The organism is Nitrososphaerota archaeon (genome assembly GCA_029785825.1).
Lineage (GTDB): Archaea > Thermoproteota > Nitrososphaeria > Nitrososphaerales > Gagatemarchaeaceae > UBA183.
Genome location: JAFLYY010000002.1, coordinates 97052 through 113843, shown reverse-complemented (window position 1 = coordinate 113843; position 16792 = coordinate 97052). Strand labels below are relative to the sequence as shown.

The following is a 16792-nucleotide window of genomic DNA, read 5'->3' as shown; positions in this document are numbered from 1 at the left end:
GGCGTTGTCATTGAGCCGGTTGTGGCTAGATAGAGCGCATGGTAGAGGAACGCCAAGGCCGCCCCTAATGTGAACGTAAAGTCAGAAATCGATGGCAGAGACTCCTTTGGCGTGTTAAAAGGTCGCCGCCGATATGATTTTGATGGCGGGCATCATACCGATACTCGTAGCGGCCGCCACCTTCTTCTCAACTATGTTCGGCGGGTATCTAGCCCTAAAGCATGGTCGGGACCTCTTTCTCTTCATTGCATTCGCGGGCGGGGCTCTGGTCAGCATCGCGTTCTTTGACCTCCTTCCGACCGCCATAGGAATGAACCTGGGGTCAACCAACTGGGTACTAGTGGCTACCATGGTGGGGTTCCTGTACTACCACGTGATCCAGAGGGGGATAGCTGCGCACAACCACGCAAGGGCAATGCACGAACAGCCAGCCCCAGTCATGGGAAAGGTAGGCGCAGGGACGATGGTCCTTCATAGTTTCTTCGACGGAGTCGGCATAGGGTTCGGTTTCCAAGTTAGCTATGCTGTAGGAGCTCTGGTAGCTTTTGCTGTCATCGCCCACGACTTTTCTGATGGGCTCAACACTACCACCATGATGCTCAGGCACGGCAACACAAAGGGGGCCGCAAAACGCTTTCTCGAGGCCGACGCCATAGCCCCTATGATAGGCGTCCTGGCAAGTTTCATGGTCCCGGCATCGTCAGTGGCACTTTCGTACATACTTGCATTCTTTGCAGGAGAATTCCTCAGCATAGGTGCCAGCGACCTCCTTCCCGAAGCGCACACACATGAAAAGTCATGGAGAATGATAGGACTGACTATGCTCGGGGCGGCAGTCATTTTCGCTGTTACCCGCTTCGCTTGACATACCCCAACAAGAAGCGGCACGGCGCTCTCAACTAGCATTATCCATCAGGTACTATCCAGGCTCTGTCTACCAAATTAATACAATTTTAACACATTGACGAGTATATCAGCCAGAACCAAGACCTAATCAACTAACGAAGTCCATTTCGGTCTCGCTTTCAAACGAGAGGCGGTAAATCGCCAGCAAGAGACGCACCGGACTAGATACATCAGCTTATGATAGTCTCTTCCCTGTGTCTCTCGTAGCCACAGTTCGTGCACCACCCACCATACTTGTCAACCAGCTTGTGGACGAGCTCACAATCATCAGTGTCTTCCTTCCTCATACTAGCATACGCGTTCAATGCAGGATACCCACGGCAATAGTTCCTGGTGGTTGAAAAGCGCTTATGCGGTGCACCAGTGAGATTGTTACCACCCAACCGCTACAATAGAGGCACGCCCCAGGACGGAACGCGCCGGAATTGCAGTGTTACTGTTGAGTCTCAGTTCCCTAGTACGGGCTGCATACCCCTCTGGAGGACGACAGGAGGGTTTCCCCCTTGATCATCGACGCCTGAGAAGGGGTTGTTAGTGAATCGGACGTGCGGCGCCGCCGCGATCCGAACGCGGAAGGACTCACGTCCACGTAGGTCTCGACTACGTCCCGCGTTATCTGATCTTCAGTGTTGGTGCCGCTGGTTCTCAGCCGAAGCTATCAACGAAGCTATTTCCCACTCGGCGGAAATGGAATTGTACGACTTCTGGACGGTTAGATCTCGCGTTCTCGTATGCTTCTTCTACTGTGTCCCCAACACCAGCGACATCTCCTTTGCTGACATCTATTGCTACGATCTTGCCAAAACTTTCTTTCTCTAGCTTTGGGCGTAACTTTTCGTACACTGTATCACCTTGACTATACGTTTGAACCGGTTCAGCTCTCAGCAGTGCCAATTCTCGTGATGTAAGGTTTTGCTGTGATTGTTCGCGCCTTGCTCTCATAATTGTTGAAATGGTGATCCATGCAAAGAACATGAATGAGAAAACGAATGCGATGACAGACACTATGAAATAACCGAGGTAGCCAGCTATCTCTCCCATTATACCTAGTGCCGTTCCAATGAATATCGCTTTCATACTTGAGATATATGTCATTCACCACTGACAAGCACATCAGCTTAAAACACAGAAATACTAGAACCACACACGAACATGATCGTATCGAACCCAACAGCTCTACGCAGCATTCATGAACTTCGCCTTTACAGGAGGAAAATCTTGATTACTGGAATGGCGGAGATTGGACCGCTACCTTTCGTTGACGTTTATCCTTTCTCGTGAGGCCGCAGAGTTGGCACCCAACGCGCTGGCTTCTGCCTGCAATCTTTCGGCGGCCCTCGCCCTTTCTCGTGAACTCATGGAGTAGATTCCATATGTGTTTGCTTTGGCCTGGTCCAATGATTCGGGGATGTTTCTCAGGAAACTAAGAACTTCCTTGATTGCGCTCATCTTGCTCTCGCCTATAATCACACACCCAGCTATTAAGACCGACCATCCCATCACTTTCGTCTACCTGGAGTATGGATCCTCTCTTAATCAGCCCGACCAGGGTTGCACCCATAGCTAGGGCGGCGCTGGCTACCCTTCGCGACCCTGATAATTCTTCTTCTCTTTGGTGAGAAGCTGTTGAATCACCTGGGCGGAGACGCCGAGTAGGTACTGGAGCGAGATGACCACAGCACCCGAGCCCAGACTGAAGTACCAGAACACCCATGCATCGTTCCCAACTTCGGCGATTCTGATCTCTGCTATGCTTGAGAACAGGATCAGCGCAAGCCCACCTCCTATCAGGAAGGCTATAATCGTGAGTAACGCAACCCCGGTAAAAACATCTCGAAGTTCGTGCACGGACCCAGAGTGAAGATTTTCTTTTAAGCGTAACCCAAAACAAGCATCCTACCTCGGGTCTGTCAGACTCCCTCAACTGAGGAAGGCTTTTGCGAAAGCTTCGGTGGTCGACGGGCTGCCTAGCGCCGCACCGGGGCCTGGCTCTCCGTTCAGTTTCTCAAGGATGTCAAGAGCTTATCCGTCCCTACAGTCACTGATGACGTAGAGGAACTGTTGATGGTTCACACTAATGAAGACGGCTAGTACCACAGCCAACACGTGGAAGGTAGTTGATCCAACAAGTTCAAGTTCATCTTCATCACCTTGATGATTGGCGTAGATATCTGTAAGTTCACCTCATACTACTGAACGATATGAATAGCATTCGAGTCAACTAATATCATCTAGTACCACAAAGTGATCTCAATGTACCCCACAGGCTTGCCTACCATTTGGTTTCTCGCTCTCATATTCTAGAATAATCGTGATATCCACGAAGGACGCAAGTGTGACCGCCCCTGGGAGGTACAAGGCAACAGAAAGGAGCGCGACCCCCAACCCTATGAAACCGACGAACATGGTCAGGAACAGAACTTCACTTGCCAGGCAGTAGCCTTTCGCGTTGGCTCCCGCCCAGAGGACAAACAAAACAAATGGGATGAAGTCCAAGACAGCAGGGTGGAAATCGCCCATTGACAACAAAACGAGGCTCGGGGCTACGAAAAGCGCGCCCAGGATTGCCAGACTCGGGCGGCGACGGTTCATTACATGGCAACAGGTCGCGAGCATAGAAAGCAAGGGAAACAGGTTGGGGAGCGCCGTGAGAAAGACTTCCGAGAAAGTGGGTGCCGCCCGCTTGAGCCCCGCCCCGCTGCTACAGTGTTCAGACTCTACGGTTTCTTCGTTTGCCCGACGCTTACCGCGGGTCTCAACCGACTAGCCCGAATACAGCACGCTTCATCTTCTTGTCGAGGTGGACCTTCCTGGCAATTCAGAGCCGGATATAAGCCCCTGACTCTGGTGGATTGAAGAAGGCATCTGCCTGCCGGTTATCAAATGAGGACCTAGGAGAAGAATACCGTTCTTGCGTGCGGGTCTTGCTGATGAATTGTTATCCTAGCCTTTGTGGGTCTTCTCCGGATAGGAAGAGAACCTGTAAGCGTATTTTTGTGTGAATAGATTCCCGATGTTATTTGCGTCCCTGGCATTCAAGGACTCTATGACTTCCTTCAGGGGTGCTCTGCGAACCATATACTCCTTCCGCCCTTCAACAGGAACTACAAAGGGAACAGTCAGAGACTTCGCCATCTGCTCGGCGCCGGCTGGATCTTCCTTGGCCATTCGGCTGAACTCTGCCAAGGCATAGCCGGATACAACCTGCATCACCGCCATCAAATACTTCTGGCCTTTCGAGTTGCCCCGCTTCAAGGCGAATTTTTCACCAATGGATTTCAGTGGAGTCACGCTTTCCGCCGGCAGCATGGTTGGCAGGCTGGCTGCCATAGCTGGCATTATGTCGCTTCCAACTCTTGATCGAGGCATTTTCTTTCGCACACATGCTAGTATCATGGTAGTTAATAACACTCAATCAGCGCTTAAATATCAAATCATTGGTCTTTACCGTTTGACATACGACCCGCCTCTTGATCTAACAGATGATGCCATTGCGATCCCTCCGGCCTCTCCTGGCGATGAGAAAGATAATACACAAGGGGCGTCGGAAGAGCTTGGAATGAGCGAGACACCACACCAGAGGCGTGAAGATCTTGTGCTGCCAGCGGAGAGCTTCAAGGCATTACTACTGACGGTAGTGCCTCCGGACACCCACCCTGGAAGCAAGCAGGAGATCGGCAAGTTCCGAAGGCCTAACAAGTAGTATACGTTCTGTAACGGAAGTCCTGAGACAGTAGAGCGGGCGCACTGGGCTTTACTGAAAGGGAGCTATAGAAGCGTTCAAAGTACTGACCCGCGGGCAAAAAATGCCGAGAAGTGGCACCCGGATATCTTGGAGGGCCCCAAAGGACCACTGGCAAGTACGCGTGGGTGAACAACCTGCCGACGTCCGGGAACCTAGAACAAGACAGTCTTGAGAAGAACCTGATGAGGATCACAGCAAATACCTTGTCTTCGAGGTCTGGCAGCACCTGCGAGCGCTCGAAACAACCAAGTTGTGCAATAATACTGGGGCGTGCTTATATGTTATCCCCACCGTTATTGCACAGAATGCTTTACGATCAAATCCGATATGCAGACGAAATCAGAATGTTCTACAAGCTCCGTGGCAGGCAGAGCGGTAGAGTAGGTTCGTCCATCGTCCAGAGCCTGGGTTACTCGAAGTACAGCAATCACTTCTACGTAGTCAAGAGGCGCCTGAGGGATGACGGCGTTCTAGACGGGCGCGGCAAGTTAGTCGAAACATCGCTGAATGCCTGGCTGGCCGAACTCCCCGAGCTGGTCGACGAGGAAGCCAGGTCTGCCCTTGGCCGCAAAGGGGCTTACACGCTCTTCCTGGCCACGGTGTTGAACCCCGAAGTGCGGCCCGGCGAGCTGGCGAAGGAACTCGGCTCGAGCAGGCGCAGCGTCTACTGGGGTGCCTCAAGGCTCATAGATGCGGGCCTCGTCCGCAGGAACAACGCTGCAGTGCACGCCATCGAGACCCCGGCGAAAGAATGGCTTTCGAAGTATCTCGCCGCTTGCATCGACCATGCCGACTTCACTAACGATATACAAGTGCTCTTCAGAGCCGTCCCAGCTTACATCAACGGCGCGAGAGCCTACTTCGCATTTCACCGCGAGTCAGGCATGCCGATCGGCCGCGCAGATATGGCAATCGCCACACCAAAGCCCTTCATGGGGTTCTGGGAAGACGTCGTCAGGGAGGTCAAGTACTTCCGCGACTACCAGAAGGAGGTCGTGGTAGCCACAGCATCCCCCTCTGTTAGAGTAGTCTGGAAAGACAAGCTTCCGTTCAATTCGAGGGTCAAATTGAGTGAAGTCGGAAGAACAGGACAGAGGACCGTATCTCGGCTGCCCCATTTGCCACAAGGGATACACCGACGCCGGCTCGGCAGTATATGACACCGTGATCGAACCACTCAACACCACCATGGAGAGCGTCTGCGACACGTGCGGACCGCAGCTCGCCAACAACAAGACAAATCTACTAATCGGAAGCAGACTAGAAGGCGCCACCATCAGGTACGCCTAGACGGTCAAAACACACCCGAGGCCCCCGCGTCCTCTACTCTGCCCGAGATACCCCCTGAAACTCTCCAGAAGCACCCGCAACTCAGGCACCCCAACACCTTCACAATCGAGCACTCCATGGAATTCCCCCCCATACATCTACCAGACCCTCGGCCGTATCGAAGGGCAAAGAAGCGCGCTACTTCTTCGTATCCGCTGCCGCTGTGGCCCCGGCAGCTCCGCCGACCACGGCGCCAACCACCGCTCCGATGAGCACACCGATGGGCCCCCCTAGGACGCCTAGGGCCGCACCCCCGCCTATGCCCGCCGCTAGGCCGTAGGCAACCTTCTGATCCCTCCCATTCCCTACCTGGGTACTCATTCTAGTTCTCACACCTACAAGGTCATGACGACGAATTCATTATAACGGCACCCCCTACAACATAAACCCCAAAAGGACCCCCCCCAAGAAACACAACTCACCCCACCCCTACCTACTAGTACCCACCCCAGTACCCCCACCAGCCTGCGGATACCCCCAAAATCGCCCCCAAACCCCCAACCCACCCCAAAACAACCCCCAAACCCTGCGGACAGTCCATTCTTTCGCCTTGCATTGGTAGTACTGGGGTGGTAGTGGTGGTATAGTTCAGCTATTGTCAGTGGTGGGTGTACTAGTGTTGTTGGTTGGTGTATTGTTGGTATTTGATTGGTGTGGTGGTGGTAGTGGTGGGTTGTGTGGTGGTAGTGGGGGTAGTAGTGGTAGGGGTGGTTATCGTAGTCAGAGACCGGCTGGACGCCGTTCTCCGACACCTCTCTTTGTGGGTCGTTCGTAGTTCGTCGATAAGCGAGCGGAGGGGGTTGGGACTTCGACTATTGTGTATGTGTGTTGGGGGTGGGGTGCACCGATAATTGGGGGGTGAGGGAGGAGTACTGTTGGGGTGTGGTTGGAGTGAAGCTTGGGTTGGTAGAGGGATGTGGAGCAAGAGTGGGATTTGGATTTGAAGGCTTGGTTTTGGTTGGGGTGTCGGGGCGGTGCTCTGACGGGATTGGTATACACTTGTAAAACGTGTATAGTGTCGGGCTTGGGATTGGGGGTAGACAAGGAGTTGTCCGCATTGCTAGGGCAGGCTGGTGGGGTGGGTATGGGGTTTGTGGTGTGGTCTCTGGGTGGTGTGGTTGTTTGGGAGAAGAGGTCCCATGGTGTTTCATGGGACATTCTCGGGGTGTAGGGTGCTTCGGCGTTTGCGTATGTGCGGGCGTGTGCAAAATCGTCGGTTGTAGAGTATGGTGTGGTCATATTTTTCACCATCGTCTCTGTCGACTGTTGGTTGCCGCCGTTCAGGTTCTGGTGCAGCTGCATAGTGTGCGTCCTGTTCGTGATTTGTAGTCTGTTGCGCAGATGTAGATCTTTTGTCGTCCGGCTCTGTTGGTCCCGGGGGTGCGTGCTAGGATTGCCCTGTATGGGCGGTTGGCATGCTGTTTGCAGATGGCGCACCTTTTGGGGGCGGGGTTGAGGGTCTTCATGCGGTGGTAGGTTGATCCTTGGTAGATTTCGAACCCGGGTACCAGGTCAGCAAATGTCGTGTCTATCTGGGCGAAGTGTCCTCCTTGCAATTTTTTCACATATCCTGTTGGGCACTCTTATCATGCTTTCACTCATTCGTTACTTGTCGTTGTGTATGTATGATTATACGACAGTTGCCGAACACTATAGGAGCTGCAGCAGGGTACTAGGGTCCTTAACGGTGTAGGGTTTTTGTGGCATTTTGCTTGGGGGCGGTGTTATAATGAAAGTGAGTTGGTCGTGAAAGAATGTCCGGCCGCTCTCGTCAGTTGCTGTGTATCGTGGTATGGTGTTTGGTCCTAGGTCTTCGACATCTATCAGTTCTTTGCCCATTATCACAGTGTAGCGGTGGGGTCCGGTTTTCTTTGCGCCCGGGGGCGGGCTCTCATCTGGTTCGGTTGTCATAGTCTTCCTTCCTTACGGAGGAGCTCCAGGGCGTAGTCTTTGGCATTATAGAGGTCGATGAGGCGCGGGAATTTGAATAGTTTGCCGTCGGTGCCATCGACGACGCCGCAGATGTAGAAGTGCTTGAGCTTCTCGTGTTCTGTCCACATCGTGTATGGTCTGGGTAGTGGGCCGCGGGTGTCTTCGTATCGCCAGATCAGGGCGTACCACCCGTGTGATCCTGTTCTGCCCATAAATTCAGCAATCGCGTCTTGTAAAGACTGCGACCATGAGCATGTGAAGTGGTATCGCTGTGGTCCGCTGTCGGATTTGCGCATCTCCCAGAACCCGCCCCAGGCAATTCGTCCTGCTGTTGGTCCCTCTGTTTCTATCTTCTTCCAGTCTTCTGACGTGAGCCGCCGGTTTGCCCGTGGGAGTTCGTGCGTCAATGCCTTTCTCAGCTCTGATATTTGTGCGTCTATTCTTAGTTCTTCGTCAAAGTTTCTGGCTTTCACTGCGGCTCTGGCGTTTGCTTCGAGTTCTGCTAATTGCTTTTCGATTGACTCTTTCTTTGATTCTGCCAAACTGTTCACCAATTGTCACATTTCATATTGTGCCTGAGGCTTCATGCGCATCTGGTCACGTATTGTAGTATATCGATTCTTTGAGAAGGCTTTGGCGTTCTGGAATGGTTGTTTTTGCCTTCGTTCCGAACGGTTCGTATCGTCTTTCGATATAACTGAAGGTGCGGCCGAAGGCCTTGGCAGTTTTCTCTATGGCTTCTTCTGGGCTGTCGGCATAGACACTCCCGTCTGCACCGCACTCTCCGTACATAACGTAGCAGTTCTCTCCTCGTACGTCTCGACTTATGATGTCTCTCAACTTTGTCTAACCCCTTTAGTTGCTGTCATCCTCAGGCTTTTCTACGGTTATGAGTTGCCTGAACCTGTCGATGTCATCAGTTCCTGTGAGATATTTTCCGAACATTGTTACCGGAGGCCTGTTGCCAGGAGATATGTCTAGGAGCGCCGCATGGATGGCTTCGAGGTCGGCGCCAGTGTCTTTGTAGCTCTTCAGGAACTCTTGATAGTTGCCTATTCCCGATTCGACACTTCCCAATGGTGTTATCTCAGGCACGCTGTTACCACTGAGCTCGTATTCTGCGCACATAATCTCATCAGATATGCTGTTCCCGTCGATCACCCATATGGTACCGACGACCCCCAAGGCATATAATTGTGATATGGCTGCTGTGAGAAAGTCGTTATTGGTATCATGCCCGAATGACGTGTAGAACATGATGTACCTACCGGCTATTTTGTTGAACCAGATCTGGTACAGGGCTAGGCTTTGGTCTTTTTCTGCTTTCCTGTAACGCTTGAGAAGGGGGTCGTCAGGCTCCTTGTTCATGAATGCCCAAAATACATCCGACTTCGATTTCAGTTCGGCTTTGGTATAGGCATGTGTTCTTCGGTCCTCTTCGGCGGTGATCATGAAGTTGATTCTGTCTTCTTCCCATTTGGCGCTCGCTACTGCCTGATTAGTCATGTCTTCGTACCCGGCATCCAATGCTGCCTTGCTGAACTTCTCTACATCGAAGTTGCTGGGCATCAGTATGTACTTGTAATTCCAACCCATTGTCTTTACACTCTCTTTGCTGTTAAAACAGCGTCTTTGTCGTGCCCTTCAATCCGCCTGCTCTAGTCATGCTTGGTATATGCCGGTGGTTCGTAGGTGAAATTATACTTGCCTCTTCCGTGGGCGTCTTTTGTGAAACCCGCCTGGAGAACAAGTTGCTCGAACTCGGGAAAGGCTGTATCGATCTTGTAGTCCCGTACTCGCCGTCCTGATATTATATGCCCATCACCCAAGCTCTCTGCAAGGCATTCAATAGTCATTGCCAGGGGTTCGTTGAACACCTTCAGATGCCAGTTCCTATGGTCAAGCACCGTGTGGCAGGCATTGAGGTATTCGAATTTCATGTTGAGGTCGTGTGAGTCTCGCATTGGTAGTGGGTCGTTCCTCCTGGTTTCAACCGTCTCGTTGATTTGCCTTCTGTTGGCGTTTTCACGCTCAACGAACTTTGTGTATGTCCATGTTTTTGACTCTTTGGCATCTGCTTGTTCTATGCACCTGTCTACGAGCCATGTGACTAGTGGAATGGCTGGTTCGTATTTACTAGCGACCCTCCATAGGCTCATCAGGTTGTCAAAATGAGATGTCATCTTTTGACCGCCATCTTAGATCAGGTCTAACAGGACAGAGGTATCGCTGACGCATTTTCCACTCTGCATAGTTGCTGCTGACCTACACAAATCGACGGCGCCCATGATCGGAGTAGGAAATTCCGTGTACATGAAGCACCGGTCATTCTCGCTCAGTATCCTGTCGGCTTCGCTCGGCAATAGTTTCGCGACCAGCTTGCCGGAGAATGTTTGGTCACGCTTCTTCTCGGCGAGTTTCTTGGAGTTCGCTACGGCCACTATCTTCATCAGATTGGGGCGGTTCGAACGTGCCGACAACTCGCCTATCACCCAGAATGTCTCGGGTTGTTCATTCATTTCATATCACTTCGTGCTATCAGGCATAGTTGCGGTTCTTTCAGGTTCGTCCGTTGTTGGCGGCATTGTTTACCATCCTTTTGACAGAAGTCCTACCATAGCTTCGTCCATCTGGTACCCGTAGTATGCAGTTCGTGGTACAGTGGTCTCTATCACATCACCATTCTTATTGATAGCCCACGAGTGGGAGCGCCATATCGGGTCAGGACCCAGGGACATGCCGGTCCAGGCTGTGTACTTCTGAGGGTAACGTGACACAAGCCTAGCCACATTGCCGTGGCAACCGTTGGGCCTTCCCTTTCTCAATGTCGTGCTCTTTGGCGTGAACAACTTACCATTGGTGATTAGTTTATCAACATCTCCCGGTCTGAATTCTTTCTCGAGGAACTTGTCCATTTGTTCCTCATATCCCTTGTAGGCGAACCCATTGTTGTTGGGTCCGCCTCCGCCAATCTTCAGCAAATGTCCCTTCAGCCGTTCTATGTCTTCTCTCGCCATGTTTCTCATTTCTCTCGTTGTTGTACAATCAGTTCTACTGCGGTAATCATCGTCTCTTGCCGAACACTTGTAGTGAGGCTGGTGCTGTTTCATCGTCAGTTGCCGTATTTATTGAGTGGAGTCGCGACTTTGACCATCTGGCTCATCAGATAGTTGGCAAAGTCTGGGGCGAATGTCGTGTACATGGTTGATACGTCCCAGTATTCGAAGGCTTTTTCCACCTGGTCAAGACTTCTGAGAGGTCCGTTTTCGTCAAGCATGGCCAACGCGGCTACTGTGTTCTTCAGCACTTCGGCGTCAAAAGAGACCTTCTGCACTCTTGCCTGTATTGCCAGAGCTGCCATTCGTACCCGTTGGTCTTGTGACTTCAGGTCTTCTACGAACCTTTCGTAAACTTCTTCTCTGTGCCTCTTTGTTATTGCGTTCATATCTTTCTACTCTCTCTTATTCCGTGAATACTTCGTTCGCTTGTCCCTGCTCACGGGGCAGGAACAAATAACGTCATTATCAGCTGTAATATCGGCCCTGCTTGCGAATGCTGGCGGCGCTCGTGTTGATGCGAGGTAAGTTGGATCCATTCTAAACCGCGCCCGTTCCATGCGGCTCATACCGGCGAAACTCTCTAACTCATCACGGTCCAAGAATTCGTCCATTCTGTCACTTGCTTCATACTCTCCGATTGCGTTCAGTCCTGCATGTTCGCTTTCATGCTCCAGATTGAGTGCTGCGTCAATGGTGTCGTTAATACTCAGACTTGTAGCTTCAGATGCGACTATGTAGAACGTATCCGCACCTTTGTCAGGTTCGATATAGGACAGTGTCGAGTTTGCTGCAGACCACGCTTCTTCCCAGGATATTCCGAGCTTCCTGTGATCCTGTAACGCGACTTCGCTGACACTTTTTATGCGTATGTCTTGCAGTATTCGTGACTTCGGTACATGGTGCCTTTGCTTGTTGTCTGGTATCATTTCAAACATCTCCGCACTTTCTGCTGAACCCTTCTTTGACTAGCGATTGAACAGGTAGCCCGAGGCTTTCAGTCTCTGCCGCATCATTTTCCCTACGATTGGTTTATCGCTCAGATATGCCAGCAGATCTCTGAATTCGCTGTCCGTCATGTTACCTTTCATCAGGTTGCACCCTAAATCGACCAATTGAACATTTGATGGGTCGTCAGGCAAGCCTCCTCTACTTCTAGGAACTATGTGGTCTACAGAATACTTCCTTACAGGGATCTTCTCACCGCAGTATGTACACGTAGGGGTCTTTGCCATCCAATCCAGGATCTGTTCTACTGCCATCTCAATACCGAACCGGTGAAGAGACGCCTTGAGGATCCTCGCCTTCCAGAGTTCAGGCGACTTCCGTTTCAAGCGCCTGTAACTTTTCGAGGTCATGGATGTTGTGATTCCTCGTCATGCATGCTGCTTTGGTCTATGTCACCACAACTGATACACAGCGAGCCAACTGCCAAAAGTTTGTGATGGTATGATGAATACAAGCTGATGACAGAATTTGCCTTGCCGCATGCGCTACATGATGCGAGGTTCTTTAGCTCGCTTCGACCCGATATTCCGGTAATGATCTCGGTTGTGTAATCCTTCGTTTCTTCACTCATGAATCCGTGTTGCATCAGGTAGTTCAGGACGTCCGTGAGGCCGTTGTCGGTGTACTCCTTTCCCGTCTCTGTGAGACGCCTGTGAAGAGTCTCGAAGTCTAACCCGCTCGCCGCTTCGCGGAGTACCGCATCAAACTTCTCGTCGTTGGTATACTTCGCCGCCTTGTAGACACTCCGCATGATATGGTAGGGCGTGCGGCAATTCATGCACATGGTCAACACTTCCCGCCAAGTGCGGGATTTGCCTACACGGGACCGTACGTAGAGTGTACGATGTGGTGTATACTTGCCGCAGTTGCGGCAATTCTTGTTGGAGATCACTGTGAATGAGCTATCACCGCCTTTTAAGCGGGCACATCAACCTGGTATAGATGTACTTCACAGATCATTGGCGACGAGGCGCCAATGGATAATGAACAGCGTTTTTGGTTGGGTTGGATTGGTGCGCTGTACATTTCTCTATCACCCCTCCACTGCGTAACACCCTCCAATAGGAGGTTAGCTACGCAGCTTCAAAGGGACATCCGCTGTCCTGAGAACAGCGGCTGCGGACCGAATTGGTGGGCTTGTTGCCCGCCTGTTCAGTCCATGATTTCGACCATCGTGTCCTGCACTTGCTGTAGAGCTGCTCTACAGCATATGAGTGCAGGCTAAGTGCCTAGCAGCTGGTCACTCTCTGGCTTGACGCCAGAAGCCCCCGTTGCCCAGGTCGCGGTTTGCACCGTGTTGGGTCGGAGTCATCAGGAGTAACTGCTAGCACATTCCGGGACCAGTAAGCCCACGGACAAGCATCGGTGCCGTCCCAGAGGGAGGTACCGGAAAAATCATGCGGGCAATTTAGCTAGATAGATTTGCCCGCATGCACCCTCCAGCATTTGAAAATAATAGCTGGCTAGGATTTCAGTCTTCTTTTCGGCATTTGCATCGGTGATTGCCTGTGTGCCCTTCGTCGAGGTTGCATCTGTGTTTCAGCCCGTAGTAAGGACAGACAGACGTTGCAAGAGCTGGCATGCTGACGTTCCAAGAGTGGTAACATGATTTGTTCATGATTTCATGCCCTTTGTCATACTTGGCCTCAGCTGTTGCCCGCTTGGGCATCGTTGGCCATGGCATTTACACGCAGCAGTGATTCAGAATCCCGTACGCATGAAGTTCTGTTCTATCTGCGTTGGGCGTTTTTGCTCGATTCTGAACCCGGTCAGCTGTTCGTATTCCGGGGCACAGACGTCAAACACTTCTCTGCCGGTCCATTTTGTTCCCGGAACTCGAGCCCACAGCATTCTGAATGGTCCTGTGAGAGGCTTGCCGCAGTTCTTGCATTTACGTCCAGCCGCTGCCCAGCCCCCTGGATTGGAGAAGGTGAGACCGAAGTATATCTCCTTCCCAGGTACCAGAACTGCTGCTGCGGCATCTTCTATTGATAGTCCTGTACTTCTCAAGTGTCTATTGCCGCCTCTTTCTGAACAACATTCTCCCGGAAGCGTCGAAGTTGCCAACAGGGCATTCTGTGTTGTTGCACTTCCATTGCTCCTTTGGTGTGGGGTTGCATCCGGTGAGATATGTTTGGGAAATCGTGTTACACTTTGGGCAGGCCGCCATTGGGATTTCATTGCCATAGAGGTCCCAGGCCTTTCCTGCAAATGATGATTCGGTTGCCATTCCTCTACCACCCTCTTTCGCTCATGGACCGAGTCACGATATCCTGGCCCTCTCTGGCAATACGGTCTCTGACGACATTTTGCTGGTTGTGGACGGCACGTTCGTCTGCTTGCAATAAGATTAGCCTGCATGTTAGTAGTGGGTCGTTATGGTTGGCATACATCGTCTTGACAAACTCTTTAGCTTCGTCTGGAGACTCGAACTCGACTTCAATCCTCAGCTTAATCGTCTGTCCGTCTGGTGTTGTCCGGCCTACCATGAAGAGACCGGTTTTTGTCATTGGATCTGCTCTGATTATCATCTTCTCTTCACTCCTTCTCACTCTTCACTAATCGTAGTTCGTCGCCTTCATCAGGTCTCATCACAAACGTTCGGTGATAGTCCTCTTCGAGATCAGGCTTGTCGTAGTCGAAGTCTACTCTGATTCTGATGGCTGGTGTCGACTTGCCCTCTGGCACTACCCCGACATATTCTATGAACGCCGCTCTGTCGCCCGGCTCTACCCGGTCTTCACGAGCGCCCTGTTTGTATGTCGGTGCCATCTTTACGACTTCGAGTAGGTCTCCTCGTTTGAACTCACCGGGGAGCCCGAACTCGTGGGGGAAGAGGCTGGCGTATTCCGCCTTCAGCCTGTCGAGGCTCTTCATCTCGGATCTGAGCTGCTCATAGAGATCTTCGGAGAGGTACATCCAGACCTGGGGACCGTAGTCCCCCTGGTCTACTTTGATGAAGGGCAGGAGCTTGCCGCCGATGTGCCCCATTCCCACTTCTCTGATATCCGTTGGTTTTACTATCTCCTTCTCCATCGTGAGATCACCTTCCGTAACTCTTCGATCTGCGTCTTGGAGAGGATGGACTTGCCGGGGTCTGAGATCTTCTGGTTGATGCGGAACAGAACGGCTGCTGCGCCGCTCTGTAGGTTGTCATTTGTGTCAATGATGTCTACAATCCCCGGAAACCCACGTAATGCCTCGAGAAATGCCTCGACTGAATCGAGCTCCGCCGCAGCGAGCGTGATATGCCGTAGCGCGTATGTTAGGTACTTCTTGGCAACTTCCGGGTCGTCAACAGCTTCCAGAAACGATGTATTGTCTGACATATAGTTTCTTCCTCTAGATTCTGACGAGTACCTTGCGGTATTCTGACGCTTTACCCTTGGATATTATGACATGTGAGTCGTCACAGAGGTCATCGTACGCTCCAGAGTTTTTCCAGTCGTAGTCAAGGCGCGTCTTTGGGTTTGCCAGAGCGAACTTGAAGATATCGAAGGTGCCGCTCTTGCAGGTTGGATCAGTAACGTTTACGCCTCTTGGCATGATGGACTTGATGACCGCATTCCCAGGCACAATTGGCCGCATGGAACTGAATGTCCGCTCAGAGCAGAACTGGAACTTCTTGAGCATCAGCCTGGTCTTGGAGTCCATGAACTGGAGCCACCAAGTGTCACGCGGCACAGGGTGCTTCCAGAAAGTGCTCGCTAGCTCTCCCTGGGGGCAGGCCGTCCCTCTGAAGTAGGTTGCTATGCTCTTGTTACCCTGTATGACTGAAGCGCGGGCGTCTTCGAATTTCTCGTTGTAGAAGAACAGGTAGGAGCCTTCATACTTGTATGTCGTCTCCCCCCATCTGCCCTGCTTCCGCTTGCAACCAGCGCGGATTATCTCGACGTCGTGCTTGTCGCTAGGGTCCATATCATACGTTATGCACTTCTGGGGTCCGACGATGATAGCGTCTATGGTCTGATGGAGCGGTTCGAGCGGCTGGTAGACCTTGCCGATCTTCACGAACCTGTTTCCGAATAGCGCTCTGAACTGGTCGGCGAGAGGGAAGACGGCGAACTTTCCACCTCTTGCGATGTAGTCGTCGTATTCTCCGTGGTGATATGACATCTCCACGGTGAGCGCTCCGTTTTCCGAATACGCCTCTATGCTACAGTCGACGTTTCCAAGCTGATTGAACAGTTTGGCTGCTTCGTCCAGAATACGTCGGTCTGCCCCCGACATAGTCATAGTAAGGGTTTCTGTCGAGTCTGTCAATTCTGTTCCTCCTCCTTTCTGCGGCGTCCATCCTTCGTGAATGCCAGATAATAGCCGTCGATGGTGTCAGGCCTGAACCCGGCTGCTCTCAGTGCGCGGTGCTCGTCTGTGAGATCGCCGTACACCGGTTCCACGATATGTCCACCGATTGGGCAGAACATCCTGTAGCCTGTGGTTTCGTCAAGGGCGCGTGTTCGAAGCTGGCCGCCATGTTCATGGCAGACCAACGGGGACTGTTTGTCGTAGAATATTCTGTCGCTCAACACCCTGAGGCACTCGATACAGAGGCCCTTGTAGATGTAGTCGGGCAGTATGAGCCTGTTGTTGAGGAGCGTGTCGGCGCCTATCCTTACCACGGGGACATGGACCTCCTCGCCCATTACACCGCAGTCCCAGATATCGCCGAATGACTCGCCACACAGGCCGTTTAGCCCGGGGCTGATATGCCACCGGCTATCTGGCATTTCGCTCTTCCCCACATTGAGTGTTGCTGAGATCATGATCTCTTCCATGGTTTCACCCTATATCTCGCTTACGGCGTCATTGGCGTTGG

The 16792-nt window shown here is 52.0% G+C and carries 26 protein-coding genes; 3 read left to right on the top strand and 23 right to left on the bottom strand.

Annotation, left to right across the window (positions count from 1 at the left end; genetic code table 11):
- Positions 1-142 precede the first annotated feature (142 nt).
- Positions 143-865, top strand: a complete 723-nt coding sequence (locus JRN21_09875) for a ZIP family metal transporter (GenBank protein ID MDG6989608.1) — start codon at positions 143-145, stop codon at positions 863-865.
- Between the two features lie 686 nt (positions 866-1551).
- Here the strand turns inward: JRN21_09875 and JRN21_09870 are convergent.
- From JRN21_09870 to JRN21_09850, 5 genes are all read right to left on the bottom strand, one after another.
- On the bottom strand, positions 1552-1983 hold the full coding sequence (locus JRN21_09870) for a DUF2304 domain-containing protein (protein MDG6989607.1): 432 nt from the start codon (positions 1981-1983) through the stop codon (positions 1552-1554).
- Positions 1984-2154: 171 nt separating this feature from the next.
- Positions 2155-2355 carry a hypothetical protein gene (locus JRN21_09865; GenBank protein ID MDG6989606.1) on the bottom strand — a complete coding sequence of 67 codons (201 nt, stop codon included), beginning with the start codon at positions 2353-2355 and terminating at the stop codon, positions 2155-2157.
- Between the two features lie 129 nt (positions 2356-2484).
- Positions 2485-2754: a hypothetical protein gene (locus JRN21_09860; GenBank protein ID MDG6989605.1), complete on the bottom strand. Its 270-nt coding sequence runs from the start codon at positions 2752-2754 to the stop codon at positions 2485-2487.
- Between the two features lie 402 nt (positions 2755-3156).
- Positions 3157-3432, bottom strand: coding sequence for a hypothetical protein (locus JRN21_09855; protein MDG6989604.1), 276 nt, complete (start codon positions 3430-3432; stop codon positions 3157-3159).
- 417 nt (positions 3433-3849) lie between these two features.
- The gene (locus tag JRN21_09850; GenBank protein MDG6989603.1) at positions 3850-4302 is read right to left on the bottom strand and encodes a hypothetical protein; all 453 of its coding nucleotides are present in this window, start codon (positions 4300-4302) and stop codon (positions 3850-3852) included.
- Positions 4303-4357: 55 nt separating this feature from the next.
- Here JRN21_09850 and JRN21_09845 point away from each other — a divergent pair, with 55 nt between their 5' ends.
- Both JRN21_09845 and JRN21_09840 read left to right on the top strand, forming a co-directional pair.
- Positions 4358-4609, top strand: coding sequence for a hypothetical protein (locus tag JRN21_09845; GenBank protein MDG6989602.1), 252 nt, complete (start codon positions 4358-4360; stop codon positions 4607-4609).
- Between the two features lie 347 nt (positions 4610-4956).
- Positions 4957-5811 carry a hypothetical protein gene (locus tag JRN21_09840; GenBank protein ID MDG6989601.1) on the top strand — a complete coding sequence of 285 codons (855 nt, stop codon included), beginning with the start codon at positions 4957-4959 and terminating at the stop codon, positions 5809-5811.
- A gap of 307 nt (positions 5812-6118) precedes the next feature.
- Here JRN21_09840 and JRN21_09835 read toward each other — a convergent pair whose 3' ends face one another.
- The 18 genes from JRN21_09835 to JRN21_09750 form a co-directional block, all read right to left on the bottom strand.
- A complete protein-coding gene (locus tag JRN21_09835; GenBank protein ID MDG6989600.1) occupies positions 6119-6301 on the bottom strand; it encodes a hypothetical protein in 183 nt (60 codons plus the stop codon).
- Positions 6302-7630: 1329 nt separating this feature from the next.
- The gene (locus JRN21_09830; GenBank protein ID MDG6989599.1) at positions 7631-7891 is read right to left on the bottom strand and encodes a hypothetical protein; all 261 of its coding nucleotides are present in this window, start codon (positions 7889-7891) and stop codon (positions 7631-7633) included.
- Entirely contained in the window at positions 7888-8454 is a 567-nt protein-coding gene (locus JRN21_09825) for a hypothetical protein (protein MDG6989598.1), read from the bottom strand. Before JRN21_09825 ends, JRN21_09830 begins: the two co-directional genes overlap by 4 nt.
- A 55-nt stretch (positions 8455-8509) precedes the next feature.
- Complete coding sequence (locus tag JRN21_09820; GenBank protein ID MDG6989597.1) at positions 8510-8752, bottom strand: hypothetical protein; 243 nt, start codon at positions 8750-8752, stop codon at positions 8510-8512.
- A gap of 15 nt (positions 8753-8767) precedes the next feature.
- The gene (locus tag JRN21_09815; GenBank protein ID MDG6989596.1) at positions 8768-9508 is read right to left on the bottom strand and encodes a hypothetical protein; all 741 of its coding nucleotides are present in this window, start codon (positions 9506-9508) and stop codon (positions 8768-8770) included.
- A 62-nt stretch (positions 9509-9570) separates the two neighbouring features.
- Positions 9571-10071, bottom strand: a complete 501-nt coding sequence (locus JRN21_09810; protein MDG6989595.1) for a hypothetical protein — start codon at positions 10069-10071, stop codon at positions 9571-9573.
- A gap of 39 nt (positions 10072-10110) precedes the next feature.
- Complete coding sequence (locus tag JRN21_09805; GenBank protein ID MDG6989594.1) at positions 10111-10431, bottom strand: hypothetical protein; 321 nt, start codon at positions 10429-10431, stop codon at positions 10111-10113.
- A gap of 69 nt (positions 10432-10500) precedes the next feature.
- Positions 10501-11022 carry a hypothetical protein gene (locus tag JRN21_09800; GenBank protein MDG6989593.1) on the bottom strand — a complete coding sequence of 174 codons (522 nt, stop codon included), beginning with the start codon at positions 11020-11022 and terminating at the stop codon, positions 10501-10503.
- Between the two features lie 2 nt (positions 11023-11024).
- Positions 11025-11357, bottom strand: a complete 333-nt coding sequence (locus JRN21_09795) for a hypothetical protein (GenBank protein MDG6989592.1) — start codon at positions 11355-11357, stop codon at positions 11025-11027.
- A gap of 6 nt (positions 11358-11363) precedes the next feature.
- The gene (locus JRN21_09790; GenBank protein ID MDG6989591.1) at positions 11364-11906 is read right to left on the bottom strand and encodes a hypothetical protein; all 543 of its coding nucleotides are present in this window, start codon (positions 11904-11906) and stop codon (positions 11364-11366) included.
- 30 nt (positions 11907-11936) lie between these two features.
- Positions 11937-12302: an HNH endonuclease gene (locus JRN21_09785; GenBank protein ID MDG6989590.1), complete on the bottom strand. Its 366-nt coding sequence runs from the start codon at positions 12300-12302 to the stop codon at positions 11937-11939.
- Positions 12303-12322: 20 nt separating this feature from the next.
- Complete coding sequence (locus tag JRN21_09780) at positions 12323-12727, bottom strand: hypothetical protein (protein MDG6989589.1); 405 nt, start codon at positions 12725-12727, stop codon at positions 12323-12325.
- A gap of 950 nt (positions 12728-13677) precedes the next feature.
- Positions 13678-13986, bottom strand: a complete 309-nt coding sequence (locus tag JRN21_09775; protein ID MDG6989588.1) for a hypothetical protein — start codon at positions 13984-13986, stop codon at positions 13678-13680.
- Between the two features lie 224 nt (positions 13987-14210).
- A complete protein-coding gene (locus tag JRN21_09770) occupies positions 14211-14528 on the bottom strand; it encodes a hypothetical protein (protein MDG6989587.1) in 318 nt (105 codons plus the stop codon).
- Positions 14515-15012 (bottom strand): hypothetical protein, encoded by a 498-nt coding sequence (locus JRN21_09765; protein ID MDG6989586.1) that lies wholly within the window; start codon positions 15010-15012, stop codon positions 14515-14517. The genes JRN21_09770 and JRN21_09765 overlap by 14 nt, the downstream gene beginning before the upstream one ends.
- The gene (locus tag JRN21_09760; GenBank protein MDG6989585.1) at positions 14997-15305 is read right to left on the bottom strand and encodes a hypothetical protein; all 309 of its coding nucleotides are present in this window, start codon (positions 15303-15305) and stop codon (positions 14997-14999) included. Before JRN21_09760 ends, JRN21_09765 begins: the two co-directional genes overlap by 16 nt.
- 13 nt (positions 15306-15318) lie before the next feature.
- Positions 15319-16239 carry a hypothetical protein gene (locus JRN21_09755; protein MDG6989584.1) on the bottom strand — a complete coding sequence of 307 codons (921 nt, stop codon included), beginning with the start codon at positions 16237-16239 and terminating at the stop codon, positions 15319-15321.
- Positions 16236-16751, bottom strand: coding sequence for a hypothetical protein (locus JRN21_09750; GenBank protein MDG6989583.1), 516 nt, complete (start codon positions 16749-16751; stop codon positions 16236-16238). The genes JRN21_09755 and JRN21_09750 overlap by 4 nt, the downstream gene beginning before the upstream one ends.
- Positions 16752-16792: the final 41 nt, after the last annotated feature.

Bases quoted from the DNA above. Each gene is read 5' to 3' on its own strand.
- JRN21_09875 (MDG6989608.1), top strand. From the start codon at position 143: ATGGCGGGCATCATACCGATACTCGTAGCGGCCGCCACCTTCTTCTCA.
- JRN21_09870 (MDG6989607.1), bottom strand. From the start codon at position 1,983: ATGAAAGCGATATTCATTGGAACGGCACTAGGTATAATGGGAGAGATA.
- JRN21_09865 (MDG6989606.1), bottom strand. From the start codon at position 2,355: ATGAGCGCAATCAAGGAAGTTCTTAGTTTCCTGAGAAACATCCCCGAA.
- JRN21_09850 (MDG6989603.1), bottom strand. From the start codon at position 4,302: ATGATACTAGCATGTGTGCGAAAGAAAATGCCTCGATCAAGAGTTGGA.
- JRN21_09840 (MDG6989601.1), top strand. From the start codon at position 4,957: ATGCTTTACGATCAAATCCGATATGCAGACGAAATCAGAATGTTCTAC.
- JRN21_09835 (MDG6989600.1), bottom strand. From the start codon at position 6,301: ATGAGTACCCAGGTAGGGAATGGGAGGGATCAGAAGGTTGCCTACGGC.
- JRN21_09830 (MDG6989599.1), bottom strand. From the start codon at position 7,891: ATGACAACCGAACCAGATGAGAGCCCGCCCCCGGGCGCAAAGAAAACC.
- JRN21_09815 (MDG6989596.1), bottom strand. From the start codon at position 9,508: ATGGGTTGGAATTACAAGTACATACTGATGCCCAGCAACTTCGATGTA.
- JRN21_09810 (MDG6989595.1), bottom strand. From the start codon at position 10,071: ATGAGCCTATGGAGGGTCGCTAGTAAATACGAACCAGCCATTCCACTA.
- JRN21_09805 (MDG6989594.1), bottom strand. From the start codon at position 10,431: ATGAATGAACAACCCGAGACATTCTGGGTGATAGGCGAGTTGTCGGCA.
- JRN21_09800 (MDG6989593.1), bottom strand. From the start codon at position 11,022: ATGAAACAGCACCAGCCTCACTACAAGTGTTCGGCAAGAGACGATGAT.
- JRN21_09795 (MDG6989592.1), bottom strand. From the start codon at position 11,357: ATGAACGCAATAACAAAGAGGCACAGAGAAGAAGTTTACGAAAGGTTC.
- JRN21_09790 (MDG6989591.1), bottom strand. From the start codon at position 11,906: ATGTTTGAAATGATACCAGACAACAAGCAAAGGCACCATGTACCGAAG.
- JRN21_09780 (MDG6989589.1), bottom strand. From the start codon at position 12,727: ATGCGGAGTGTCTACAAGGCGGCGAAGTATACCAACGACGAGAAGTTT.
- JRN21_09765 (MDG6989586.1), bottom strand. From the start codon at position 15,012: ATGGAGAAGGAGATAGTAAAACCAACGGATATCAGAGAAGTGGGAATG.
- JRN21_09760 (MDG6989585.1), bottom strand. From the start codon at position 15,305: ATGTCAGACAATACATCGTTTCTGGAAGCTGTTGACGACCCGGAAGTT.
- JRN21_09750 (MDG6989583.1), bottom strand. From the start codon at position 16,751: ATGGAAGAGATCATGATCTCAGCAACACTCAATGTGGGGAAGAGCGAA.